Genomic DNA, 25,628 nt, shown 5'->3' with positions numbered 1-25,628 from the left:
TCATTACTGCATAAACCCACAATTATTTCTGCTTTCTTTAGGAAACCATCCTTGCGCTATATATGAGGTAATATTTATGAAAAGTTTAGTAAATGCCTGCTGGAGGATAAAACAGCCGCACTTGTTGATTTCTTAAACATCTATAAAAAAATAGTAGACGATTGGAAAGAACCGAAAAATTTGACTGACCGGATAAAATCAGTTCAAAAAACACGAATTATATATCCTAAGCTTATAAAACAATTATTAGCCGCAGCAAATATTGCTCCATTTGATGCGTCGTATTTTATAAAAAATCATCTCTCTGAAATTTTCGATTGCTTTTCAAAAAGCATTTATTATCTTGGTCCGCTTCGTGAGGACCCCAAGCCATTGTATCCATATCCAAGCAATAACGATTCATTTGATCTGGGCAGAAAAGGAGAACATACCGCAAGCGTACTGTTTCTGCACAGCAAGAAAAAAAGTGACTTTCCGCTTCCGAACCAGAACAAGGATAAAGTAAAAACCATTGACGCCATAAAACAATGGCTTGCCTATATCGGCGTCGCTGACGATATTAAAGCTGAACTCGATTCCGGCATTGCCCTGAAGATACGGACACCGGGATCATCAAAGTGGAGCAATTTAACCAATGTCGGTGTGGGCGTAAGCCAGGTAATCCCCATTGTCGTCATGTGCCTTACCGCCCGTAAGGAAACCACCCTTGTTTTTGAACAACCCGAACTCCATTTGCACCCCAAAATGCAGACAAGGCTGGCGGAATTCTTTATGGCAATAGCCAATTCGGGGGTGCAATGTATCATAGAAACCCACAGTGAGCATTTTATAAACGCGATGCGCCTGAATATAGCTGCCGATGATTTGGGCAAAGAAAAAATGATGGATAACTCGATTATTTATTTTGTTGAAAAAATACAAAATTCTTCGATGTTCAGGGAAGTAAAAATCAACGATTTGGGAATAATCCCCCACTGGCCGAAAGATTTTTTTGATGAAGGCATAAATCAAACGGACAAAATCATTCTTGCTTCCTCGAAAAAGCGGGCGAAAAAAATCCAGGAAGATGAAGAGCTTGATGATGAATAACTACACTGTCGATGTCAGCATATTTTTATTGGATGAAGATGAATTTCTGAAAGCGGACGAAAAACGCAGAGGAACGCTGGTTAAGAAGGTGTGCCGCGCTATAGACGGGTATATGGCTCTTTGTATTTCTTTAGATAACTCGGTGTTTTTCCCTAAATTCGTTTCTGATGAATTTCTGCAAAAACTTGAAAACAACGCCTTTAGAAAATACAGCGCGGAGATAGAACAATTATTAAGTGATGGCTATTATTCGTATCATGACTATAAAAAAAAGTTACAGGCTATTATAGATAATTATCAAAGGGAGGATGAAGACTATCAGCAGGATTGGCGTCGAGATTTCAATAACCAATTTGGCATTCAGAATATATCGCGTCTTGAAATAAAATTAAAAAAAAGTCCTGAAAATAATATCAGGAAAACCTATGGGGAAAATTTTATACGCACCCTTTCTTCTATCGCCTTATTAAATAAGTTTATATATGACAATGAACCCGGCAGGCATTTGTTTGTATACAAGGGATTGGATGAAGAATTAACAATACAATCACATTTTAAATCTATTTCTTTTGGAGGCTATTTAAAAGAATGGATCGAGGTAGCAAAAAACGATGAATTAAATAAAATCATACATGAATCAAGCGAATTTGAAGGGATAGTTAAGAAAAAGTCTATAAAAAGTATTAAAGAAACGCCGCAAAATTTTACAACGCTGGAAGAAGCGGTTAAAAGAGCTCAACATGATTTTTCAAACAATCTTGTTTTCGGAAATGATATTGAAAGCGGCGTAAAAGAAAGAAATAGAGACGCCGGCCCGCCCGACAAAGTTTATTATTACTTAAAAACACTCAGCGAAATAACCGGGATTAAAAGGACCGCGCACCCCGATTACCCGCTTGTATTACTGGCCAGAATGTATGGTTGCAATTGCAGCGGCCAGTCAGAGGAAATAATGTATGATGACGGCGGCGGGAAAAGCGGCTTTGTTGATCACCTGAAACCCGCTGAAAGTAAATTCCCTTATCATATTTACCATTCTGATGATGGACATTGCATACGCATTTTTTTTAAATGGTCGGCGGAAACAAAACAAACAATCGTAGGCTGGATAGGGGAACATCCGGATTACGGCCTGTCCATATGACCAATGCCTAATCCGAAGTGCGAATTTAAAGAACAACCCCAAATGATACGATACCAGGACTGCAAGGCCGCCGGAATTACCCCTTCATGCTTCTAAAGCCGAATGATCCGTGCCTTGGTAAGGGTTTCGGCGCCGGTATCCGAAAGGAGGATGTCGTTTTCCAAACGGCAGCCCCCCATGACCGGATCGTAAAGCCCCGGTTCCAGGGTAAAGATCATCCCCGGTTTGAGCTGCCAGGTATTATCAAGGCGGCTCTGCAAGGCGGGCGCTTCGTGGGCCTCCAGGCCTATGCCGTGACCAAGGCCGTGGGGCATGGCTTTTTTTGATTTTTCAAAAAGGGTGTCCACGGATACCGCCACTTCCCGGGCGGCAACCCCGTCTTGAATCATGGAGTAGGCCAATTTATAGGCCTTCTCCGTCAGGGTAAGCATCTTTTCCTGCTGACTTGAGAGGGCGCCCCGAACAAACGTAAGGGTCACATCGGTGGTATATCCCAAATATTTTAACCCGAAATCGAGGATCGACATACCCGGGGCGGCAAAGGGCCCGCCGGTATAGGGGGGAAAGGCATGGATGCCGAAACTCCGGGCGGAACCTGCCGCCAGGGTTTCAAACCCCGTACCGTCACAGCCCTGTTGCCGTCCCTCGTTTTCGATAAAGAGGGCGACATCGGTTTCGGTCTTGAGATTGCCGGAGCGTATGTTATCCTCCAGCAGGGTAATAATAGTATTGGTAATATCCGCCGCCTTGCGGTATATACGGATCTCCTCTTCATCCTTAATGGCCCGTAATTGCTGGGCCGCTTCCTGGATACCGCTGTTCCGGCATAATACATCAAAATCGCTGAGGGCTTCCACATAGTGCAGAAAAACCGGATAGGGGGTAACCGCGGGAATTTCCACCTTGGAACCAAAGGGCGTCTTAAAAAATTCCGCCGCCGCCCGCAGGGCGTTGATGGGCCGCCGCTCAAATTCGGCGTAAGGAATGACCATATCCACCTGGGCATATACGATGGCCATATTGATATCCCAGGGCACCAGGAGGGACCGTCTATCCAGGGAAAGAAAAAGCAGGGCGTCTCCGGGCTGCCCGGTAAGCCAGCGCAGGGAAGGATCCCGGCGGCCTTCAGCATCCTCGAACATGGCCAGGGTCACCCCCTCCATGGCCATCCAGTCGTAGAGCCGGTTTCTGCGAACTTCAAAGGCAGTCATCTACCGCACCCCCCAAAGGCCGCTTTGCAGGTTTCCAGAACAAGCGCAAGCTCCTTATCCCCTATCCCATGGTGGGTAGCGAACCGGAACACCCCCTCATCCGGGGAGTTGATCAAAATATTCCGTTCCGCAAAAAAATTCGTTATCCTTTTTGCCTCTTCACGATCCACTGCAGGGGGGAAAGAGAAAAACACCAGGTTGATCTCGGTTTCGCCGGGGTTAATCGAGACGCCGGGGATAGCGGCCAGGGCCTGGGCGAGTTTTTTGGCCCGGTGGTGATCTTCGGCAAGGCGGTCCGTCATGTCCCGGAGGGCGATGAGCCCCGCGGCGGCGAGGATCCCCACCTGACGCATGCCGCCTCCCATGATTTTCCGCTTATATCGGGCCTCCCGGACAAAATCCCGGGGACCCGCCAGCAGGGAACCCACCGGGGCGCAGAGCCCTTTGGAGAGGCAGAACATCACCGAATCGGCCCGGGCGGCAATTTCCCGGGCTGCTACCCCCAGGGCCAGGGCCGCATTGAAGATCCGGGCTCCGTCCAGGTGTACCGGCAGGCCCGCCCCGCCGGCCAGGACCTTAATCGCGTCCATATCCGCCAGGGATACCACCCTGCCCAGGGAATGGGCGTTTTCAAGGCACACCAGGGAGCTTGCCGGGGCGTGAAGGTCCCGTTTCCGTATATATTGGCGGACCGTCTCTACCGGCAGCGCCCCCTGGGGAGCGGGAACGGGCCGGGTTTGGACCCCCGCAATAACCGATGCCGCCCCGGCCTCGTGCTGGATAATGTGACATTCGTTCCCCAGGATCACCTCGGTTCCCCGGGCACACCAGGTAAACAGGGCTAATTGATTCCCAAAGGTCCCGGAAGGCACAAAAACCGCCCCTTCCTTGCCCACAAGCTCCGCCCCCAGCCGTTCAAGCTCGTTGACGGTAGGGTCATCCCCATAAACATCATCGCCCACCACTGCTTCGGCCATAGCTTTTCGCATTTCGGCGGTGGGTTGTGTTACCGTATCGCTCCGTAGATCAATCATTATGCCCCCAACCCTTCATTATCCTGATTACTTTAAAATATACAACCGGGGAATCCCCCGGGCAATGTGCTTTTGCCGGAAAATTACCGTTACCGGTGAACCATCACATAACTATGGGTATAGGGCAGGGCCATGGCGGCCAGCTTTTTCCGTTTCCACCGGTCCGTATTCAGGAGTATGGCCACCAGGACAGAGACCAGCAGGCTGACCACCACAATGCCCCAAACCGCGGCGATGGAGCCCTGAAAGGGGAGGTTTACATTCATCCCGTAAAAACTGGTGATCAAGGTGGGGATCATCAGCACAATGGAAACGATGGTGAGCCGCTTCATCACGATATTCAGGTTGTTGGAGATGACGCTGGCAAAGGCGTCCATGGTGCCGGTGAGGATCGACGAGTAGATCTTCGCCATTTCAATGGCCTGTTTGTTTTCGGTAACCACATCCTCCAGGAGTTCCTTTTCGTCCTCTTTAAAGCGGATCAGGGAGGATTTTTGCAGCTTTTCCAGCAGCAGCTCGTTGGTGGTGATGCTGGTGGTAAAATAGACCAGGGATTTCTGAATGGAAAGGAGCTGGATCAACTCGTTATTTTTGATGGATTTTTGCAGTTCCCGCTCAATAATGGTGGTCCGTTTATTGAGTTCCTTCAGGGCCTTAAGAAAGGTAAAGGCCGCCCGGCCTAAAAGGTTCAAGACAAAGGTGCTTTTGTTGCCGATATTAAACCCCCGGATACGGTTTCTGGTGAGATCCTCCAGGGCTTCGCTGGAACTCTGGCAGATGGTTACAATTTTATCGGCAAAAAGGATAATCCCCAGGGGCAGGGTAAAAACAGACACCTCGAATCTTTCATCATATACCGGAAGCCGTACAATCAGGGCGGTATATTCATCTTCCTTTTCTATCCGGGCCTGCTCATCGGCATCCATAATATCCGTCAACAGTTCCCCGGCAATGCCGTATTCTTTTTCCAGCAGGGCCAAATCGTTTTTATCGACATTCCGGGCATCGACCCAACAGCCTTTGCTGAGCGTATTGGTTTCGACAAGCCCGTTTTCACCTTTCATTCGGATCGTAATCATTCGGGTTCTCCTCTGGTTTGCGGACCTTCCTCAAAAAGCCCGCCCCGCACGAAGAAACCCCGATGGTTCTAGTAAGATGGGCGCTTAATAAGAAATGCCGCAAACGTCAAATAGATTGACTTTTGTCTATGGCTGGGTAAACTACCGCCGCCGTCCGGATCGGACATGGCATTTCCTCCTTGGCTTGGATTTTATGAAACTTCATAGGAAGTTCAAAGGCCCTATACGCTCGGGCCGCTCCAAAACCCCTGGCCGCAGGACCATCACTTTGAAGCTGCCTCCACTATACCAGATTATTTCCATTGATGCAACGTATTTTCGAGTAAATTTCCAGGTTAAAATTTTTTGTAGAAAGCGGCGGTCCCGGCGTCCAAGTCGGGGAGTTCCTCCATGAGCAGTTTAATGGAATGGCCCCCGATTATTTTTTCCCCCTGGGTATACATCCAGTCACTGATATTGTTTATCGAAAAAGACACCACCGCGCCCAGGGTAAGGCCGCTGCAATAGCAGGGTTGATTGGTTACGGTACCGTAATAACGGCCGTCCTTGAGCCGGATATCCCGGAGCCAGATGTGTTCATAGGCAAATCCGCTCTCCGGATCCGCCGCAAAGGGGTATTTAACCTGAAAATTCCCCTCATCCGCCCCGGGAGCGTTCAATTTTTCGATAAATTCCGGCAGAGTTTCCCGGGCACGAAGGATAATTTGATCGAGTTCACTGTTTGGTTGGGTGATTTTGATAAGTTCCCCTTCAGAAACCGGGGCCGGGATCGGGGCTTTTTCGCAGGAGCTTAGGAGCAGGACGGCATACAGCAGGATCCCTCCCAGAAATTGGCGGGGTTTTACGCCAAACAGGAACCGGGCGTTTAAAAGAAAAGCCCCCCGGGAAAAGGAGGTGAAGAAACCCGGGGGGCAAACTGATGATACGGTAGATGAAAAGCTGTGATGTACAAAACACAATTTAGGTCGTATAAACCAAGGATGGTACATAAGCATATCTAAAAGACCGTATCAGCAGTACTAATTGTTAAGATATATAAAAAAACGGTTCAGGTCAAGGGATAATGCCGGATTTATGAATAAAATAGTAATAAATAAAGCCAACTCCAAAACCATTTCCGGTTTTAAATTAGTAGAAAACCACGAACCTCACGAACTTTTCATTTGAAAGCCATATTTTTACACGCAACGAATAATCTAAATCGTATCCAATACCAACTTTCATAATTCCTCACTTCTAACTCCTCCCTCATCCCAATCTTCCTCTTTGTTCGTGAGGTTCGTGTAGTTCGTGGTTAATCCTCTTCTTCCTATTCTAACATGAGTTCCTTCTTCGCCTTTGTGGTCGAATTCTCTTTACATCGCTAAAACTCCGACTCGCCGATAAAGAGCCGCAGGGTAAAGCGCCCCGGCCGGATCCGGTAGGGTTCCAGGGTGTCCGGGCCGCAGGTGGCGGTTCCCACCCCCCGCTGGGCGACATCGATGCTGAGAAGCCAATAGCCCTCGGGGCCGTGGGTCAGGTCCTTAAGGTCTATGGTGTGGAGGCCGGTGAAGAGGTTTTCCGGGGAATACCGGCTGACCCCCAGATTAACCGGTTTGTCCGGCCGAATAATGATCCGCCCGGGCCGGTCCCCGGGAACCTGGGGACCCCAGAGGGTAACGCTCCGTACCCCGCTGCGGTTGCCGTTTTCCTGGGGCACCACATAGGGCACTTCCAGGCTGGCGGGGGTATCCTCGTAACGGCCCAAAAGGGCGCCGGCCCGGCGGTCGGGATAGGATTCCTGGGGGCCCGCGCCGAACCAGGTGATCCGGGAATAATAGGCGGGAATCCGGGCCATAACCCCCACCTTGGGCAGTTCCGGCAGGGAAGGGTCCAGGTCAAAGGTGAAGTCCAGGATACCGGGGCCGCCCCCCTGGGGGGGCACGGAGATCCGGGTAAAGACCCCAAGGCGCCTGTTTTCAAAACCCGGCGCGGCCTTTTCCCCGGCCAGGAGCGTTGCCCGGTAACATTGGGCCTGGTAACCCTCCCAAAGGGTAGCGGCGGTTTCCTCTTCCCCCCTCCGCAGGTGGAGCAGGTCCAGGTCCAGCCAGGGGTACATGGCCTTATCCTTATAGTAGAAAAGGGCCGCCGGGTCCCCCCGAAGGGGGATATAGATCTTAAGACCGTCGTTTTCCGTGGGGGCCCGGAACAGGGAAGGGGCAAAAAGCTCCCCAAACCGGGCGAATTCCGGCGCGGCCTTTGCCGCCACCGTAAGGGTCCGGGGGGTCTCCCGGAGGATTTTTTCCCCGGAGCAGAGGACAAACCCGGCCTTGGTCCAGGGGGTACTCCCCTGGTCCCGGGCAAGCCTGAAATCCCCATGGATAAAGACCGTCCCCGGCACAGCCGCCAAATCGAGTTTTTTGGGTACCGGGAGTTCTATTTCCGCCGCCCCGCCCGGGGCCAGGGGCGGCAGGGACTCCACCCCTTCGGCCAGGACGGTGTCTTCCCCGGAGAGTTTCCAGGCAAGCTCGATCCCCTCCAGGGTGGAAAAATCAAAGCGGTTTTCTACTATAAATGTATAGGGTTTGCCGGGAACCGCTTTGAACCGCAGGGGGGCAAAGACCTGCTTACACTCGGCCATGGCGGGTTTGGGGGTCTGATCGGGAAAGAGCAGGCCGTTCAGGCAGAAATCGTAATCCGAAGGTTCATCCCCAAAATCGCCGCCATACTTCCAGTATTTGGCGCCCTCCGGGGTAACGGCCGCTATCCCCTGGTCTATCCAGTCCCAGATAAAGCCCCCCTGAAGGCCGTGGTAGGATTCGATGGCCTCCCAGTAATCGGCCAGGCTCCCATTGGAATTCCCCATGGCATGGGAGTATTCGATCATGATCAGGGGCCGGTCATCTTCCCGGTATTTTACAAAATCGGTGATCAGCTTAATCTGGGGGTACATGGGGCCGATAATGTCCGTCAGATCCCGGCTGCGGTTCAGGGAGTCCAGGGTAAACCCGCCCTGGCCGCCTTCGGGCCGGATCGCCCCCTCGTAGTTCACCGGCCGGGAGGGGTCTGCCCGGCGGATCCAGGCGCCGGCCAGGTTATGATTGAACCCGTCCCCGCTTTCGTTCCCCAGGGACCAGATGATGATTGCGGGATGGTTTTTGTCCCGCTCCACCATGCGCTGGACCCGGGCGGTATAGGCGTAGGTCCAGGCCGTATCCTGACAGAGCTGCTCGTAAAAGCAGTGATGTTCGATATTGGCCTCGTCCACCAGGTATATGCCGTACCGGTCGCAGAGATCATACCACCGCTCGTCGTTGGGGTAATGGCAGGTTCTAACCGCATTAAAATTATGGGTTTTGAGGAGCCGGATATCCCGGACCATGGCGGCGGTGGAGAGGGTTTTGCCGGTTTTTTCATCATGCTCGTGGCGGTTCACCCCCTTGATCAGCACCGCCTTTTCGTTTATCAAGAGTTCCCGCCGGGCCACCCGGAGGCTTCTGAAGCCGGTCAAAAAGGCGGCGCTTTGGATATGCCGGCCTTCCCGGAACAGGCTTACCGAGAGGGTGTAGAGGTTCGGGGCCTCGTGGGACCAGGGGGCGGGGTTATCCAGGACCAGTTCCGTTTCGACCCGGTTGGAGTTGACCCGGTAGTTGCAGTCCAGGGTGAGTTCCCCCGCGAGGAGGGGGTTTATGGATGAACCCAGGGAAGCGGCAAAGGCCAGGGCTTCTTCCCGGCTTGCGGGCAGGGTAAAGGGGTAGAGGGCATAGGCAATGGTGAAGGGCGGCTCCCCGGAGGCAGCGCCCACCCCATCGTTTCCGGTACTCCGCCCCGGAGGCACTGCGCCCCCCAGGGTTACCTCAAGCCGGAGCCGGCCCCGGCTTTTCCCGGCATGCACGGTAACGGTCCCGGGAATGGCCTTGATGTCCTTGATATAACAGGCTTCGGTGGCATAGAGAAAAACGCTCCGGTGGATGCCGCCGAACCACCACTGGTCCTGATCCTCCACATAACTGGCGTCGGAGTACCGGACCACCTTGAGGCAGAGGGTGTTTTCCCCGCTTGCCGAGAGGAAGGGGGTGATGTCGTATTCCGAGGGGAGCCGGGTATCCTTCCCCGCCCCGGCAAAGACGCCGTTTACGTAAACCAGACAGCAGCTCTCCGCGGAACCCACCTGGAGAACCACCCGCCGGCCCTTCCAGTTTTGGGGGAGGGTAAAGGTACGGCGGTAGAGCCCCGTGGGGTTATGGTCCGGCGCCCGGGGAGGGGTCCCCTCAAAGGGCATCTGGACATTGGTATAGTGGGGTTTATCGAAGGGCTCCCCCCTGGGGCCGGTCTGGAGGGTCCAGGTTCCGGGAACCCGGATATCCGCCCAGGAATCATCGTTAAAGTCCGGCCGGGTCCAGGCAGGGAGGGAAGCGGGGTCCTCCGGGGCATCCTCTCCGGGATTGCGGAGCAGGCAAAAACGCCAGGTTCCGTCCAGCTCCAGGCAGCAGGGGTTGTCCCCGGGGCTGCGGAATTCCGGGCCGGCCACCGCGTCCGCCAGGGCCTCCCGGACCGATGCAAAGGCTAAACGGGGACTCGCCATGGGCAGCCGGTGGAGCCCCTGGATCTCAGGATTTTCCCACAGGGGAGGAAGGGTTTTTATATTCATATAATGATGATGAAAGAGCTTTTCCGCCTTGTCAATACCACCGATCTGGTTTAAAATTAAAAAGATTTCCCAGGGAGCCGGTTTCAAAATTGACTGTTTTGAAACTGCCCCGGTGTTTTTGGATTTTTTGGGCCGGGAATGAACCCGGTGTCAAATCTTTAATCCCTTAGCCCTTTTGGGCGTTTTAGGAGGTAAGTGTGAAAAAAATTGGATCCATGTGTTTGATGGTTCTTCTTGCGGCGGCGGTGATCTTCACCGGCTGTACCAAGAAAGAGGCTCCGGCGGCGGCGGCTGACCCCAATGCGCCGGTCACCCTGACGGTGTGGTGTTGGGACCCCAACTTCAATATTTATGCCATGAATGAGGCGGCGAAAATTTACCGGCGGGATAACCCCAATGTAACGGTTAATGTGGTGGAGACCCCCTGGGATGACGTACAGCAGAAGCTGATCACTGCTCTTTCCGCCCGGCAGACCGATAGTTTGCCCGATATCGTGCTGATGCAGGATAATGCCATACAGAAAAATGTCTTGACCTATCCCGATGCGTTCCTTCCATTAAATGACAAGATCGATCTATCCCAATTTGCCCAGTTTAAGGTGGATGTGGGGACCATAGACGGGAAAAGTTACGGGGTTCCCTTTGATAATGGCGCCACCGGGACCTTCCTGCGCCGGGATATTGTGGAGCAGGCGGGCCTCAAGGTAGAAGATTTTAACGATATTACCTGGGAGCGGTTTATTGAGCTGGGGAAGATCGTGAAGCAGAAAACCGGGGTTACCCTGGTTTCCACCGATGCGACGGGCCCGGATTTTATCATGGTGATGCTCCAGAGTGCCGGGACCTGGCTGTTTGACGCCCAGGGCAAGCCCTATATCAAGGACAACCCCGTGCTGAGAAAGGCCATCAGCCTCTTTATTGAAGGGGTCCAGTCTGGGGTTATCCTCCTGGCGTCGGATTGGAACGCCTATATCGCCACCCTGAACAACGGTACCGTGGCCTCCACCATCCAGGGCTGCTGGATCATCGGATCCATCACCCCCGAAGCGTCCCAGGCGGGTCAGTGGGCCCTGGTGAATACCCCCCGGTTCAGCGACATCGAATCGGTTAACTACTCCAGCCAGGGCGGTTCCGGCTGGATGGTCCTGGCCAATTCCAAGAACCCCGACGCGGCCATGGACTTCCTGAACAAGACCTTTGCGGGGAGCGTGGAGTTATACGAGACCATCCTTCCCTCCTCCGGGGCCATTGCCACCTGGCTTCCCGCGGCGAATTCCGCGGTCTATGGCCAGCCCCACGAGTTCTTTGGGGGCCAGAAGATCTACGAGGAACTGGTAAATTACGCGGGCAAGGTCCCCCTGGTAAAATACGGGATCTTCAACTATGAGGCCCGGAGCGCCGTAACGAGGGGTATGATGGATATTATGCAGGGTACCAAGTCCATCGATGACGCCTTGAGCGCCGCCCAGGAGGAAGTTGAATTCCTCGTGGCTCAGTAACAGGCCCTAACGGACGGTAAAAATCCCGGTTATCGGGGTCTCCGTTACCCGTAAATTGCAGGAAAGCGGTTTCGTTTGAAACCGCCGGGGCCTTCCCAAAACGCCGGTTTTGGGAAAGGCGCCCCCTTCTTAAAACAACCGGGGAGGAGTGGTTATGCGGCGGGTTTTTCTCTCAAAAAAATACTCCCGCTGGGGTTGGTTTTTTGTCGGCCCCGCGGCGATCTTAATTTTTGTCCTGTCCTTTTATCCCATGGTCCAGGCTTTTATTTTGTCTCTACAGTCGGGGCTGGGGAACAACCTCCGGTTTACGGGGACCCGGAACTATCTGCGTCTTTTACAGGATACGGTATTCCATAGTTCCGTGGCCAACGTATTTATCTATCTGATCTTCCAGGTCCCCCTGATGCTTTTCCTGGCCCTGATCCTGGCGTCGATCCTCAATAGCCCCAAGCTCAAGGGAAAGGTGATCTTCAGGACCATTATTTTTCTGCCCTGCGCCGTGGCCCTGGTTTCTTCGGCGATTATTTTTAAGTCCTTTTTCTCCCTGGACGGCATCGTGAATTTAGTCCTCCTCAGGCTTAAACTTATCCCCGATCCGATAAGCTGGCTGACCGATCCCTTTTGGGCAAAGGTGGTGATTATCCTCGTCATCACCTGGCGCTGGACCGGGTACAATACGATCTTTTACCTGGCGGGGCTGCAAAATATCGATACCTCGGTGTACGAGGCCGCCCGGATCGACGGGGCCTCCGGACCCCAGCAGTTTTTCAAGATCACCCTGCCCCTCTTACGGCCGGTGATCCTGCTGACCACCATTATGTCCACCAACGGGACTTTGCAGCTCTTTGACGAGGTAAAGGCCATTTCCCCGGGGTCGGGGTTCAAGGCGACCATCACCATATCCTACCATATCTATAATCTTTCTTTTTATAACAGTCCCCAATTAGGATATGCGGCGGCGGTTTCCTACACGATACTCCTGATGGTGGCGGTACTATCCCTGATACAGATAAAAGTGGGGGACCGGATATGAAAAAAAATTATAAACTCCCGATTTTTTTTATGTATGCTTTTTTGATTTTCATTTGTATTTTTTCGGGATTTCCCTTTTTCTGGATGTTGGCTGCGGCCACTAACCGGAGCGTGGATATTACCAAGGGGAAGCTGTTTTTTGGAACCCATCTGCTGGAAAACTTCAGGGTCCTCCTTGCCACCGTATCCCTGGGGCGGACCTTCCTGAATTCCCTGCGGAATACCCTGATTGGCACCCTGGCGAGCTTGTTTATCTGCTCCATGGCGGGGTACGGCTTCCAGATATACCGGGATAAAAACAAGGACCGGCTTATGTCGATCCTGCTTTTGTCCATGATGGTGCCCTTCGCCTCGGTGATGGTGCCCCTGTTCAGGATGTTCAGCATCGCCAACCTGCTGAATACCACCGCGGGCTTTATTTTGCCTTCCATCGCTACCGCCTTTCTTATCTTTTTTTTCCGGCAAAGCTCCATGTCCTTTCCCATTGAGATAGTCCAGGCCGCCCGGGTGGACGGGATGGGGGAATTCGGCATATATGCCCGGATATATGTTCCCGTCATGGCCCCGACCTTTGCCGCGGCGGGGATTGTGACCTTTATGGCCAGCTGGAACAACTACCTGTGGCCCCTCATTGTACTGCAGAAACAGGAGAGCCAAACCATGCCCCTGATGATCATGGGGATGACCGCGGGGTATACCACCGATTATGGCATGCTGGCCCTGGCGGTTACCATCTGTACCCTGCCGACCCTGCTCATTTTTGTTACCCAACAGAAGCGGTTTGTGGCGGGGATCCTGGGATCGGTAAAATAGCAATAAATTGAGCCGGGCGGAAACATATAAGTATTTTCGGGTAAGGCGGTCATCCGTTATCAGTATACCGATGAGCCGTCTATGATGATGTCGTTCTCAATATCATACAGTATTGATGCGCGGGCAGCCTCATATTTTTTCTGGGGTCAGGTTCAAATCAACGGGAACGACTTCGTTAAAATAGCCGTCAATCTCTTTAGGATTGTGAATTCTCGAAAAGAGGCACGTGGCCGCTTTTTCAGCCATCAGGCTCTTATAGATATTCACGGATACCAGATTAAAACCAAAATCGAGTTTTGACTGAATATTATCGTAACCAACAATATCCGGCAAGGCTATTTTCATTTGACAGGCAATACGGATAATGCGAAACGCGATAATGTCATTGTAGGTAAAGATGGCGTCAAAATCTTTCCGGCACTGCAATGTTTTTTTGATTAAACGGTTCATTGTTTCATTTACCGTTATATCACAGGGAATTATCAGATCCTCCGTGGCAATTCCCGCAGCTTCCATGGCCTTGAGATAGCCAAGCTTGCGTTCAAAAGCACTGGACACGCAATCCGGTCCGGCAAAAAGCAGTATCCTTTTGTGTCCCCGGTCCAGTAAATACCGGGTGGCAAGATAACCGCCATTAACATCATCACTGACAATATAGTCCATGTTTGAATCTGGAAGACGTCTGCCGATGAGGATAAAGGGCGTGCCCACTTTGCGGATAAGATTTATTCCGGCTTCGGTTCTGCAAGTTGGAAAGAGAATAATACCGTCAACATTTTTGGACAGCGCGGCCTGGATTGCTTTGGTTTCCAATTGGGGGTCCTCGTCCGTAACCAGGATCATCGCAACATAGTTTTCTTTGCTGGTAATACGTTCCAGCTCCCGCACCATAATCGCAAAATAGGCGTTTGCGATATCTCCCAAAATAATGGCGATTGTTCTTGTGTAACCGGTTCGTATGGAACTTGCTACACTGTTGGGAATATACCCAAATTCCTCGGCCTTTTCCTTGACCCTTCTGACCGTCTCCGGAGAGATGCTGTTACGGTTTTTCAGGGCGCACGATACGGTATTAATGGAAAGATCCAGAGCTTGAGCAATATCCTTAAGTGTTACCTGTCCTTTCTTTCGTACCATACAGATTACCCATATCTATGCAGAGGAATAAATTTTGGATGTGCCCTCTAACAAAAATATAGTATTCTTCCGCTCTCTGTCAATGAGTCTTCTCCGCTGTCCGACCGGGTGCTTACGTTATTTGTAACCGTTCACGGGTATTTCCAGATATAGCGTACTATCGTTTCTATGCCACTATATATAGGGTCCATGAACGGTTACCGTTATTTCTTGCTCCAGCGGTACGTGTTTTGTACCATTCGGTCGGCATCAGCCCGTGAGTCGGCAAAGGTACAGATATAGAGACCTTTGCTTGGAAGCGATTCGCACAGGGGCTGGACTTCATCAGGATTGGCAAGGAGGTAGAGTCGTTTTCCCTTCTCCAATATCCGTTTGTATTTGGGGATATATTCCGGCGTGGTTGTCGGCGGAAATCCGATACCCGGAGTGAATTCAATGGTCTTGATACAGGGAATCTCCAGGAGGGCATCCAGCGTGTTTGCCATAGCGTTAGGACCGTCAAGATGATAGGTGCCGTATTCCGTCCACGATCCCATTAATTCAATTTCCGGAACAAAAAGCTCTTTGAAGTTTGCGGGCGAAATGATAGCTGAAAAGTCACAGGCAAGCTGATCGATTCGCCCCGGCGCCCAGAGGGTCATCCAGGGCAATACGCCGCCTCCCTGGTTGACCACAAGCGTCATGTTGTAGAGTTCCTCATGAAGCTTGATCCAGACACGGTCCATTACCTCAATGGCATCTTTAATCCGTTCCGGGTTTTCAATGCAGTCAATGGCAAGATCATCCATTCCCCGCATCAGGGAAAGATTATCCGCCGCGTTGCCGAATTCGGGCATACCGACCAAATACCTGCCCGGCGCATGGGCGGTCAGGTGAACCACAATATCCCGAATTTGTCTCCACCACTTATTTGAGTTTTCCTCAAATTGCCATTCCCATTCATCCCAGTCATGAATCACCGCCGGGTACCATACACTGGTCTTGTTAAAGTGGGGATTGCTGCCAAAAAAAGCCGCGGCGGCGCTTGCCCCCCAATTGGTATGGGTTGCCGGCAGGGCCTCTCCGCCAAAGTACGTATTTTCAAACCAGTATTCCATGTGTTTCCGGTTTTCTTCCGGATCGATCCACCATTTTGTAATCGATTCAACATCGTCATCAGCGTACTGTTCCATGCTTCCGGTCCAGGGACCACTCTGCAGTTCCGGAAACTGTCTGGATTTTTCAGTTCGCGGCGCAAATACCGCCATACAGGGCCGGCCAATGTCCTCCCCATTCCAAAACGCACGGAGGTTTTCTTTTGCCTTGTCCCAATCCTCTTTGTAATACATAAATCCCCCTATATACCCGCGGCAGCCGCCATGATGGAATTTTGATCCATTTCGCCTTTTTTGAATTCTCCGTTTATCCGGCCCTCGTTCATTACCAGGATTCTGTCACAGATACCGATCAGCTCGGGCATTTCACTGGAGATGAAAATGATTCCCACCCCCTTTTCGGTAAGACGCCGCATAAGCGAATAGATCTCGCTTTTGGCGCCCACATCAACGCCCCTGGTCGGCTCGTCCAACACAAGAACCCTTGGGTTTTTTACAAGCCACTTCGCTATTACCGCCTTCTGCTGATTGCCGCCGGAAAAATCAATAACCGTGCGGTTGGGCATAGCCGGCCGTATTTGCAGTTCGTTAATAGAATGCCGGACAAGGGTGTTTTTCTTTCCCCGCGACACAATTCCCGCGGAACTTACCTCGGTGGCATTGGGAAGACAAATGTTGTCGGCAAGGCTCAGGCAGAGTACCAGCCCCTCCCGTTTCCTGTCTTCGGGGATCAACGTTATCCCCTCTTTAATGGCGTCTCTGACATTTTCTATTTTGAGTAGCTTTCCAGAAAGGTATATTTCACCTTCGTCCTTTTTGAATTCGCCGAAAATCGTCTTGGCAAGTTCCGTGCGTCCCGCACCAATAAGTCCAGAAAATCCCAGTATCTCTCCCCGTCTGAGGTTAAAGGACACCTGATTAAATTTTCCCTTCAGGCCGAGGTTGATCACCCTGAGTACCTCTTCACCGATAACCGCGTTACCGGAGGGATAAAAATCGGTAAGGTCCCGGCCCACCATATACTTGACGATCAGATTTTTTTCCACATTTTTTTTACTGTTATCAAGTTCCGCGATAAATTTCCCGTCCCGCAGGATGATGATCCGGTCACTTATTCGTTCTATTTCTTCCAGCTTATGGGAAATATAAATTACGGCAATCTCCTGATCTTTAAGAGTATTGATTATCCTGAAAAGCGCCTCCACTTCCGTGCCGGTAAGAGAGGAAGTAGGTTCGTCCATCACGATTATGCGGGACCGGTTCATCAGGGACTTTGCTATTTCCACCATCTGCTGTTTTGCCATGGTAAGGTCCTTAACCAGTGCCGCGGTATTGAGGTTCCCGCAGCCAAGCCGGGCAAGTACTTCAGTGGATTTTTTCCGCATGGAACTTCTGTCAAGCCGACCAAGAATTCCCCCGGCAAGCTCCTTTCCCAGAAACATGTTCTCCGCGATGGAAAGAGTAGGGACAAGATTCACCTCCTGAAAAATCATACTGATGCCGAATTTCTGGGAATCCAGGGGCGTATGAATCGCCGCCTTCTGGCCGTCAATGAAGATCTCCCCCTCATCCGCCTGATAGACGCCACCGAGGATCTTCATAAGGGTTGATTTCCCGGCACCGTTCTCTCCGACCAACGCAAGTACTTCGCCTTTATTCAGGGAAATCGTCACCCCGGAAAGGGCCTTAACGCCGGGAAAATTCTTGGAGATATTTTTCATGACCAGGCTGCTAGGCATAGGCGTCACCTTTTCTCTGGGAGAAACTGTCAAGGGCGCATACCACGATAATGATCGCCCCGGTAGCCACCGTCTGCCAGTACATGTTTACGCCGAGTAGCACCAGGCCGTTGGAAATGACACCCATAAGCAAAGCGCCCAGCATGGTACCTATAATAGTGCCGCTGCCGCCGGAAAGCGACGTGCCGCCGACTATAACAGCGCCGATAGAATTCATATCAAAATTGGTACCCGCGTTGGGGTTACCGCTATTTAATCTTCCGGTAATGATAAGCCCCGCCAGTCCGCAGAGAAACCCGCAAAGGGCATAGGTAAAAATCTTGTTATTCTTGACATTGATACCCGAAAGCCTAGCGGCAGTTTCGTTTCCGCCTATTGATTTAACCCTGTTGCCGAAAATCGTATAGTTATAAACCCAGTGGGCGATAATCACCACAATAGGGAGGAATATAACCATGACGGGGAAGACGCCCCAACTGTTCTGGCCAATAGCGATAATGAAGGGGTTATCAAGCATGATCGCGTACCCCTTGGTAATGACCAGCACAAAACCTTTGGCGATACTTGCCATACCCAGGGTAATAATAAAGGGAGGTAATCTGAGTTTTGTAATAAGAAAACCATTTGTGATACCCACCATGGTTCCAAAGAGCAGGCATACCGCTATGGCGCCGGGAGTATTCATGCCGTGATTAATAGTCCAGGCCATGATGATACTGGAAAGACCCAGGATACCGCCGACCGAAAGGTCGATGCCGCCGGAAGTAAGCACAAAGGTTTGTCCGCAGGCAACAATTGTTACCAGGGTAACCTGTTTAAAAATATTGAGAAAATTTTCACCGGTAAAAAATACCGGCGTCAAAAATGAGAGTACAATGCCAAGAAGAATAAGAACAAAAAGAAGTCCTGTCTCCCGGACCTGTCTTACCCGCCGGAATATTCCGGCAATACCGCCAAGCTTAGAATTCATAATTAATCCCCGGACGATCCGGCTTTGAGAAGTTCTCTAAACCGGTGAACTGAGGCTCCGGAAAAACTCAATGAGCTTTACAAGAGCCTCTATTATTTCGTTGAGTGCTGAATAGTTACAAGTTTAGCTCATTTGTTGTACTGGGCGGTAGTCCATACATTCTTCCCGTCTACAGCCCTGGTACCGGCATCGAAACTTTCGGGGATGCTCTTGCCATCACAAAGATCGTTGAGTTCTTCGACTATCTTTTGACCCCAGACATACTGGTTCTGGGCAATAGTGTAGGTGATGTACCCGTCTTTTACGCCCTGGATAATATCGGCAGTATCGTCACCGACGATGACCGGCTGTTTAAGGCCCTGGGCCTTCCATACAATGGCGGCAGCGGGACCTGCGGCGGCGTCAATTCCAATGAGAGCATCGAAATCGGGATGAGCTTTGACCATGTTTTCAATGTTGGCGAGGGTTCTGTTTGGATCACCGGCGCCGGACTGCTCATCAATAAATTTGATATCCGGGTACTTCTGGGAACAAACTTCCTTTACGCCCTGAAGCCGTTCAATAAGATTTTGCTGGGTGGCAACACCTTGTGATACCAGTACATTGCCCTTGCCGTTAAGGGTCTGACCGAGAACCTCTCCCATATGACGGCCGAAGTTTAGGTTGATAGTACCAATATAACCGGCCCTGTTGCTCTGGGGAGCATCGGTATCGAAACAGAGAACTTTGATGCCCCGTTCGATAGCCCTGTTGATAAGCGGGGTAAGCGCTGCCGAGTCGGTTGGGCCAATGGCGATTCCATCAACCCGCTTGGCGATAAGATTTTCCACGATCTGAATCTGCTGCGCGGGGTCGGCTACATCAGGACCATGAAATTCGACATTGACACCCATTTCTTTGGCTTTTTCCTGGGCTCCCTCATTAACAGGTTCAAAAACAGGATGAATAACGGGATAGATGACGGCGAAGGTCCGGAGTTTACTGGCCCCCGATTTCGCGCTCGTCCCGCCAGCAAACGTCATTGCCAGGGGAATCAACAGAAAGAGAACTGCCAATAGCCTCGTCTTTTTTCTCATTTCTTTCCTCCAAATAATATTTTATACCTGTCAATGACAGGTAATTAACAATATTAACGTTAACGTTATTGTTAATATTTTACCATCAGTCTATTTGGTTGTCAAGAAAAATTTACAAAAAACTTACGAAATTGTCTCATTTCCGGTGAAAAATTAAAACACCGTCAAAAACTGGAAAAAGTCCGGCAAAAAAGCGCCGCCCCACAACACCCAGAGCATATATTGCCGCGGATGGTCGAGGCTTTCCCCTTTCCTCAAATTTTTGAGGAGTTTATTTCACAGAATATTTGTTTCTTACAATAATATTTTTTTTTTCATTGTTCAAAAAAGGCGGGGATATTATAGTCACTAATATGAATAGGGTATCGCCTGGGCTGTCAGCCTTTGCTACCCGGGGTATTATTTTGCCTAACCGTAGAGGCTTCCCTAAAATTTCGGTTTTGGGGAAGCCTTAATTAGGAGCAGCGGTAGTTTTGTGAATTCTGGATTTTCCCGCTTCCTTTGTTTATCTTATTCCGCTTGCCAATATTTTTTCATTGTCTCTCTTGTACGGGCATGAGCCTGTATAAAAATTTTTAACTCCGAAAGGAGTGGAGGACTTCTATGTCTAAAAAAATTCTTTTCATGGGAGGCGCGGCGTTACTCCTGGTAACGTTCCTCGTCTTAATCGGATGCCCGGACGCGACGAGCCCAGCTCCCAATCCGCCGTCTAAAGTGGCTTCGGTTGCATTGGATATCGATACGGTGATAGTTACCTTTACCGATTCGATTACTAACATTGAGACTGCTATGAAGGCGGCCGGTCATTTGACCGCTACGGCTAACTATACGGTGGCCAAAAACACCGAGGCCGCCATGAAAGTGACTACGATAACCCCAAGGCCGGATGGCAAGAGCGTGACGATAGCCGTATCCGGGGTGCACAGCGGCTTAACCACAGCTGATACCATCAACGTGGAGGTCAAGAATGTCGGCAAAGGGACTTTTAAACCGGAACCGCTGCAAGTTTCTAGGGTTGATACGGAGACTGAAGGTACTAAATTTACGGTGACCTTTAACCAGGAGTTATACAGTGCTGAAAAAAAACTGGCTGTAGGTACCGATTATGCAACATCGTTTAAAATAACCGATGCTGCCGTTGGTACTGAGGCTCTTAATTTGTCATCGGTAAAGGTAGACACCAATGGTGCCATCATAATCCTTGAATTTGCCAATCTGGACGACAACGACACCCTGGGACCAGCTGACGCCGGGACAGTTACGTCCGTTACTGGTCTACCCTGGACCGGAATGCTAACGTACGATGGTACCAATAAAGTCTGGAGTATAACCACTCCTTAACCAAGCGGCATCAGCCGGTTAACGGGGCATAGTCCCCTATGCCCGTGTAGAAAAACGCCTTCGGGTTTTTTCTACACGGGGGCTTCGGCCCTAATTTCCAGCCCCGCTGGGTTTTAAGAATTTTTAACCACCAACGACAACCACCAACCAACACATTGACAAAGCCATTGCCCTGTGATATATAAATCAAGTCTTGGCATTGACTAAAAAACGTACGTTTTAAACTAACTCGGTAGTTAGCAGGGTTCTACTCCAGGTTGATACGATGGGCGGAAATACAAAAAAAACACCGGTTTTGTTTGGCCGTTTTTCCCAATGGGTGGTTCTGGCTGCCGCTGGTTTCTTGCTGTTCGGCGCCTGTGTTTCGATTCCCTTTCGGCAAAAGACCGAAACCTTCGATACTATCAGCCGGGAACCGCCCGCCGGGGAGGATATCAACGGGAATTTTCCCGAAACGGTGTATATTAAAACCAGGACCCAGACCTTTAATACCTACCATTACTATATCCTCAAGGACGGCCTTATCTGGTATAAGGGGATCACCCCCGATTCCGGCCCCCGGGACTGGACCATCTTTATGGAGACCGGGCTGCCCCACAATTTTGGGGACCCCTACTTTTATTACCCCAAATACATAGTGGAAATAGCCGCCGATGCCGATGAGCTGGTGGCCCTCTCCGACGAGGGCCGTTTCTACCGTATCTGCCAGGACTGGATTTTTTCCCGGCAGACTAAAAAGTGGCTGGATAAACAAGGGTGGCCCGAGATGGTGGGCCTGTACCTGGATCATCGGACCGCCCGTAACCAGGCATGGACCGTGGGCAAACGGAACGATCAGGTAAAGTACTATGAAGATCCCTTTGGAAATCAGCACCATAACGGTACCCAGGAGATCGTTACGACCTATGTATTGTTGGAAGACGGTCAGGAGATATGTTACGCCGATCCGGGGCTTCCCACTGATTTCAGCCGGAATTTTGTGGGCCCTGAACGGGGGGCCTTTAAGGCGGCGGCCATATCGGCCAGCGCCTCCACGCTCTTTCTTATCAACGATGCCGGGGAAATGTATACCCGCATCGTGGATTTTGATATCACCGGCGGCGATCCCATGTTTTTCAAATACACCTATGTTCCCTACGAGTCCAATCTTTCGGGAACCAATTACTGGTCAAACCTGACCCCCTGGGGCCTGCCATCGGAGGATTGGAAGCCCCAGCCGGCCATTCCCCTCAACGGAAAGGCCGCGGTCACCCGGCATATCACCATACTGCAGAACGGACAGGGCAACGCCGCCCGGGAACTCCGGGTGGCGGGGTACAATGATCAGGGCGAAACCGGCTATTGGTCAAAGCCCCTGGAGGCTTCGGATTGGACCTTTGTGCCGGTCCCCCTGTATTTTACCCCCGGGGCGGTGCTGTTCGGCGTGGCAGACGCGGAGCCGGGGGAAGCAGCGGATGCGGCAGCGGCGGCGGATACCAATGGCGCAAAAACGCGGGGGGAGCGGGGGCTGTCGCCGGATATACCGATGCGGGGTAAGCTCTGGTTTGGGGATACCATGGAAGCGGAGTGGGAATACGAAATTCCCAATTTCAATATCCTGGAAGGCTCCTGTTTTTTGCGTATTTCCTGGCGGGAGGAAACCTGTACCCTCATCCTCCATCCGATAGAAGTGTGGACCTATCTCCGGCGGTATTACCAGCCCGGCCGGGTGGGGCCGCCCAAACTATTTTTCGTTACCCTGGAAATCCCTGAAAACGCCATGGACGGACTTTCCGAAGAATTTCAGGAGCGCTTAAACCGTAAATTCAGGGATAAAAACAAGGTTCTCTTCAATTATATTATGGAAGCGGACACCAATTATATCACCCTGCGGGAAAACGCGGAGTGGACCCTGATATTCGCCAGCGATGCCCAGATCAGCGCCTTTCCGGACAACCGGCATTCTTGGTTTTTTAACCGGTACGACGAGATCGCCCGCTACAATTCACCGGAGCTGACCCTGCGGGAACGGCCGGTCTATACCCGGGAACAGCATGCCGAAATATGGCGAAAGATTGAAAGCAACCGGAAATTTAAAGAGGAGCTGGAACACCGGGTGGCCGAGTATAGATCACTCAAACGGGCGGTCTTCAATCTGGGTATGGTGTATAGCAACCTGGACCTTATCAGCCGTATCACCCTGCTGAATTTTGTTGATATCCCCAAAATATACACCATTACCCGGTTTGGCAAAAAAATTATCGCGGTCAATAAAACCTATACGGATCTTATTTCCGATAATCGTATTTGGATCGATAACAAATTGATCGAGCTTCTGGATATACGGATAAAGACCTATACCGAGGCCGCCGGCAGGCTTGCCCGGGGAGAGCCGGAGTTTGTTTTTCCGGCGGGATTTGCGGAAACCGCCGCAGAGTATTGGCGTATCGCCGGCCTCCCCTTTGCGCTAGCGGGGACCTTTGGTTCCGGGGCCGACGAAAAGCCCGCCTCCCTCTCCCCCGAGCTTTTAGCCGAGGGCTTTTTCGGGTGGGTCCTCAAGGTTGGTGACACCCCCCTATTTTCCCTTTTGGTGGAACCGGAAGACGCCGCCCGTACTATATTTTCCCGGAACGGCAAAACCGCCCGGGAAGCGCCCTATCGTTTGAAGGGCATCCTTTCCGTCAACTCCGTCAACCTGGAGGGCGAGGGAAGGACCTATTACAACCGGACCATCGGCGCTTTGATAAAAGACAACGGACAGCTCAAGGTTGACATCCGTTTTGACGGTAAAGAATTGCTGGTAAAGCACCGGCGATTCTTTGGCAGGGATTTTATGGTGTTTAAAGGGTCGATTTGACCGTGGGCTTTGGGAAGGATGTTCCCGCCTGTTTTACCGCAGCACCTTGATCCCGTGGTTTTCAAAGATCCCCTGGTAGTGTTCCAGATCCTCCGGGTGGAGGGCCTTTGTTTTTTCAAAGCCGTAGTCCAGGCCCAGCATGGCGTATTTGCGCTGCCCGAATTGGTGAAAGGGGAGGAGCTCTACCTCCCGGACGCCCAGGGACCCGAGGAGTTCCCCCAAGGCGGCGGCGTCGGAGGGGTGGTCGTTGTACCCGGGGATCACGGGAATTCTGACCAAGACCGCCCGGCCCAGGGCGGTGCGTAAATTGGCCAGGATAAGGTCCTGGGGAACCCCGGTTCCCGCTCGATGCCGGTCCGGGGCATGGTGCTTTATGTCAAAGAGGATGAGATCCGTCCGGGCGCTTATCCGGTCAAACACCGCTGCCGGGGCATGGCCCGAGGTTTCTATGGCCCGGTGTATCCCCGCTTCTCCCAATGCGGTCAGGAGGGCTTCGGCAAATTCCGGCTGGGCCAGGACTTCCCCCCCGGCAAGGGTCACCCCGCCCCCGGATTCATCATAAAATACCCGGTCCTTAAGGCACTGTTCCACGACCTCATCCACCGAATAATACCGCCCCGCCAAGGATAGTGCCTGGCTTGGACAGGCTTCGACACAGATCCCGCAGCCGGTACAGCGGCCATGGTTAATACGGATCCGCCCCGGCGCCTGGGGGCCCGCGGTACCGGCCTCCTCCTCATAGCGAACCGCCCCCGGGGGACAAAGCCCGACACAGCGGCGGCACCGTGAACATTTTGCCCCATCCCAGAGGATCTGTATGGCCGTGGACTGAGATTCGGGGTTGGAACACCACCGGCAGCGCAGGGGACATCCCTTAAAAAACACCACCGTCCGGATCCCCGGCCCGTCATGGATACTGAACTGCTGGATGTTAAAGATAATTCCCCGAATAGCCTTCTTCATATCGTACAATTTAGTTTAATCAAGGTAGTAGTATCTTGTAAAGGCTAAACGGTCCTTCCTCTCTCCTAACTCTTTCTCCTTTCCTTCTTCGCCTTATGCTCATTTAATTGACCGCATAGCGGTCTACCTTGTGGTCGAATTCTCTTCTATGTTGGTGTCTGGTACTGTACCTCACAGCCCGGCAATTTCATCCGAGGAAAGCCCGGTAAGGCGGGCTATTTTTTCGACGGGCTCCCCAAGAGCTTTCATGGCTTTTGCGATTTCCTGAATGCCTTCCTGTCGGCCTTCCGCCAAACCCTCTCGTTTTGCCTGAACGACCTTGCTCTGGGTGTCTAACTCGTACTTATATTCGCTCATCAGCCGTGCCCGTTCTATCTCGTCCTTGCTGATCGTGATTAATACTTCACTTGCCATGGCTATTCCCTCCTCACTGGCTATGATTCCATTGATTATGTGCCGTTTGCTCTTGTCCGTCAGGTACCGGAAGTACACGGCCCAGAGCTCCGCCCCCGTCATCTCCTCTACGGGCTTTTGCGCCACCGCCTCTACCTTGGACAACTCCACCGTGATGATCCGGCTCCGGCCTCCCAGGGAGGCGCCCCGCTCCGGATCGTAGTACTCAAAACAGTGGAGAAAGGACTCGTCCGGGAAAAACCGGCCCTTCGCCAGGATCGCAATCTGGTAGGCTGTTTTCAGGTCGTCATAGGTTTTATCCTTTCCCCGGATATCCTGATCGGTAAAGAGTTTCCCCGCCAGGAACTCCAAGCGGACCAGCTCGAAGGTGTCGGGGTTCAGGGACATTTCGATGTTGACCGGTTCGCCATCTTCGGCCTTACAGGGGATGTCGAAGCGGATCTGCCGGTCCCGCAGGCTCTGGGGCGGGGGCTCGTTGGCGGTGATGGAAACGACCGTGAGGGTCCGTCCGGTCATGGCGGAGACGA

The 25,628-nt window shown here is 51.7% G+C and carries 19 protein-coding genes; 7 read left to right on the top strand and 12 right to left on the bottom strand.

Features of this window, described 5'->3' with window-relative positions:
* Positions 1 to 180: 180 nt before the first annotated feature.
* Positions 181 to 1,089: an AAA family ATPase gene (locus LQZ21_RS12750; RefSeq protein ID WP_411044901.1), complete on the top strand. Its 909-nt coding sequence runs from the start codon at positions 181 to 183 to the stop codon at positions 1,087 to 1,089.
* Positions 1,067 to 2,233, top strand: a complete 1,167-nt coding sequence (locus LQZ21_RS12745) for a hypothetical protein (protein ID WP_411044900.1) — start codon at positions 1,067 to 1,069, stop codon at positions 2,231 to 2,233. Before LQZ21_RS12750 ends, LQZ21_RS12745 begins: the two co-directional genes overlap by 23 nt.
* A 92-nt stretch (positions 2,234 to 2,325) precedes the next feature.
* On the opposite strand, the gene LQZ21_RS12740 is transcribed toward LQZ21_RS12745, so the two are convergent.
* From LQZ21_RS12740 to LQZ21_RS12720, 5 genes are all read right to left on the bottom strand, one after another.
* Positions 2,326 to 3,444, bottom strand: coding sequence for a M24 family metallopeptidase (locus tag LQZ21_RS12740; RefSeq protein ID WP_411044899.1), 1,119 nt, complete (start codon positions 3,442 to 3,444; stop codon positions 2,326 to 2,328).
* Positions 3,441 to 4,478 carry a low-specificity L-threonine aldolase gene (gene ltaE, locus LQZ21_RS12735; RefSeq protein WP_411044898.1) on the bottom strand — a complete coding sequence of 346 codons (1,038 nt, stop codon included), beginning with the start codon at positions 4,476 to 4,478 and terminating at the stop codon, positions 3,441 to 3,443. Before ltaE ends, LQZ21_RS12740 begins: the two co-directional genes overlap by 4 nt.
* 89 nt (positions 4,479 to 4,567) lie before the next feature.
* The gene (locus LQZ21_RS12730) at positions 4,568 to 5,557 is read right to left on the bottom strand and encodes a magnesium transporter CorA family protein (RefSeq protein WP_411044896.1); all 990 of its coding nucleotides are present in this window, start codon (positions 5,555 to 5,557) and stop codon (positions 4,568 to 4,570) included.
* 335 nt (positions 5,558 to 5,892) lie between these two features.
* A complete protein-coding gene (locus tag LQZ21_RS12725; RefSeq protein ID WP_411044895.1) occupies positions 5,893 to 6,516 on the bottom strand; it encodes a DUF2314 domain-containing protein in 624 nt (207 codons plus the stop codon).
* A gap of 404 nt (positions 6,517 to 6,920) precedes the next feature.
* Positions 6,921 to 10,187 carry a glycoside hydrolase family 2 TIM barrel-domain containing protein gene (locus LQZ21_RS12720; protein WP_411044894.1) on the bottom strand — a complete coding sequence of 1,089 codons (3,267 nt, stop codon included), beginning with the start codon at positions 10,185 to 10,187 and terminating at the stop codon, positions 6,921 to 6,923.
* 197 nt (positions 10,188 to 10,384) lie between these two features.
* Here LQZ21_RS12720 and LQZ21_RS12715 point away from each other — a divergent pair, with 197 nt between their 5' ends.
* The 3 genes from LQZ21_RS12715 (at position 10,385) to LQZ21_RS12705 (ending at position 13,531) form a co-directional block, all read left to right on the top strand.
* Positions 10,385 to 11,686, top strand: coding sequence for an ABC transporter substrate-binding protein (locus LQZ21_RS12715; RefSeq protein ID WP_411044893.1), 1,302 nt, complete (start codon positions 10,385 to 10,387; stop codon positions 11,684 to 11,686).
* 154 nt (positions 11,687 to 11,840) lie between these two features.
* Complete coding sequence (locus tag LQZ21_RS12710; RefSeq protein ID WP_411044892.1) at positions 11,841 to 12,719, top strand: carbohydrate ABC transporter permease; 879 nt, start codon at positions 11,841 to 11,843, stop codon at positions 12,717 to 12,719.
* Positions 12,716 to 13,531 (top strand): carbohydrate ABC transporter permease, encoded by an 816-nt coding sequence (locus LQZ21_RS12705; protein ID WP_411044891.1) that lies wholly within the window; start codon positions 12,716 to 12,718, stop codon positions 13,529 to 13,531. Before LQZ21_RS12710 ends, LQZ21_RS12705 begins: the two co-directional genes overlap by 4 nt.
* A gap of 129 nt (positions 13,532 to 13,660) precedes the next feature.
* Here LQZ21_RS12705 and LQZ21_RS12700 read toward each other — a convergent pair whose 3' ends face one another.
* The 5 genes from LQZ21_RS12700 to LQZ21_RS12680 all read right to left on the bottom strand — a co-directional run bounded on the left by LQZ21_RS12700 (position 13,661) and on the right by LQZ21_RS12680 (position 19,547).
* A complete protein-coding gene (locus LQZ21_RS12700) occupies positions 13,661 to 14,668 on the bottom strand; it encodes a LacI family DNA-binding transcriptional regulator (RefSeq protein WP_411044890.1) in 1,008 nt (335 codons plus the stop codon).
* A 203-nt stretch (positions 14,669 to 14,871) separates the two neighbouring features.
* Positions 14,872 to 15,996, bottom strand: a complete 1,125-nt coding sequence (locus LQZ21_RS12695) for a hypothetical protein (RefSeq protein WP_411044889.1) — start codon at positions 15,994 to 15,996, stop codon at positions 14,872 to 14,874.
* A gap of 8 nt (positions 15,997 to 16,004) precedes the next feature.
* Complete coding sequence (locus LQZ21_RS12690; protein ID WP_411044888.1) at positions 16,005 to 17,501, bottom strand: sugar ABC transporter ATP-binding protein; 1,497 nt, start codon at positions 17,499 to 17,501, stop codon at positions 16,005 to 16,007.
* Positions 17,494 to 18,471 carry an ABC transporter permease gene (locus LQZ21_RS12685; protein ID WP_411044887.1) on the bottom strand — a complete coding sequence of 326 codons (978 nt, stop codon included), beginning with the start codon at positions 18,469 to 18,471 and terminating at the stop codon, positions 17,494 to 17,496. Before LQZ21_RS12685 ends, LQZ21_RS12690 begins: the two co-directional genes overlap by 8 nt.
* A 128-nt stretch (positions 18,472 to 18,599) precedes the next feature.
* Entirely contained in the window at positions 18,600 to 19,547 is a 948-nt protein-coding gene (locus tag LQZ21_RS12680; RefSeq protein WP_411044886.1) for a substrate-binding domain-containing protein, read from the bottom strand.
* A gap of 603 nt (positions 19,548 to 20,150) precedes the next feature.
* On the opposite strand from LQZ21_RS12680, the gene LQZ21_RS12675 reads away from it, so the two are divergent.
* Together LQZ21_RS12675 and LQZ21_RS12670 are read left to right on the top strand one after the other, a co-directional pair.
* A complete protein-coding gene (locus LQZ21_RS12675; RefSeq protein WP_411044885.1) occupies positions 20,151 to 20,888 on the top strand; it encodes a hypothetical protein in 738 nt (245 codons plus the stop codon).
* A gap of 265 nt (positions 20,889 to 21,153) precedes the next feature.
* The gene (locus tag LQZ21_RS12670; RefSeq protein ID WP_411044884.1) at positions 21,154 to 23,724 is read left to right on the top strand and encodes a hypothetical protein; all 2,571 of its coding nucleotides are present in this window, start codon (positions 21,154 to 21,156) and stop codon (positions 23,722 to 23,724) included.
* A gap of 33 nt (positions 23,725 to 23,757) precedes the next feature.
* On the opposite strand, the gene LQZ21_RS12665 is transcribed toward LQZ21_RS12670, so the two are convergent.
* Together LQZ21_RS12665 and LQZ21_RS12660 are read right to left on the bottom strand one after the other, a co-directional pair.
* Positions 23,758 to 24,687 carry a glycyl-radical enzyme activating protein gene (locus LQZ21_RS12665; RefSeq protein ID WP_411044883.1) on the bottom strand — a complete coding sequence of 310 codons (930 nt, stop codon included), beginning with the start codon at positions 24,685 to 24,687 and terminating at the stop codon, positions 23,758 to 23,760.
* A gap of 171 nt (positions 24,688 to 24,858) precedes the next feature.
* A partial coding sequence (locus LQZ21_RS12660; RefSeq protein WP_411044882.1) for an Rpn family recombination-promoting nuclease/putative transposase occupies positions 24,859 to 25,628 on the bottom strand: 770 nt, incomplete at its 5' end.

Source organism: Treponema sp. TIM-1, from assembly GCF_046533115.1.
GTDB lineage: Bacteria > Spirochaetota > Spirochaetia > Treponematales > Breznakiellaceae > JAIRMO01.
This window is presented reverse-complemented; position numbering and strand designations above follow the sequence as displayed.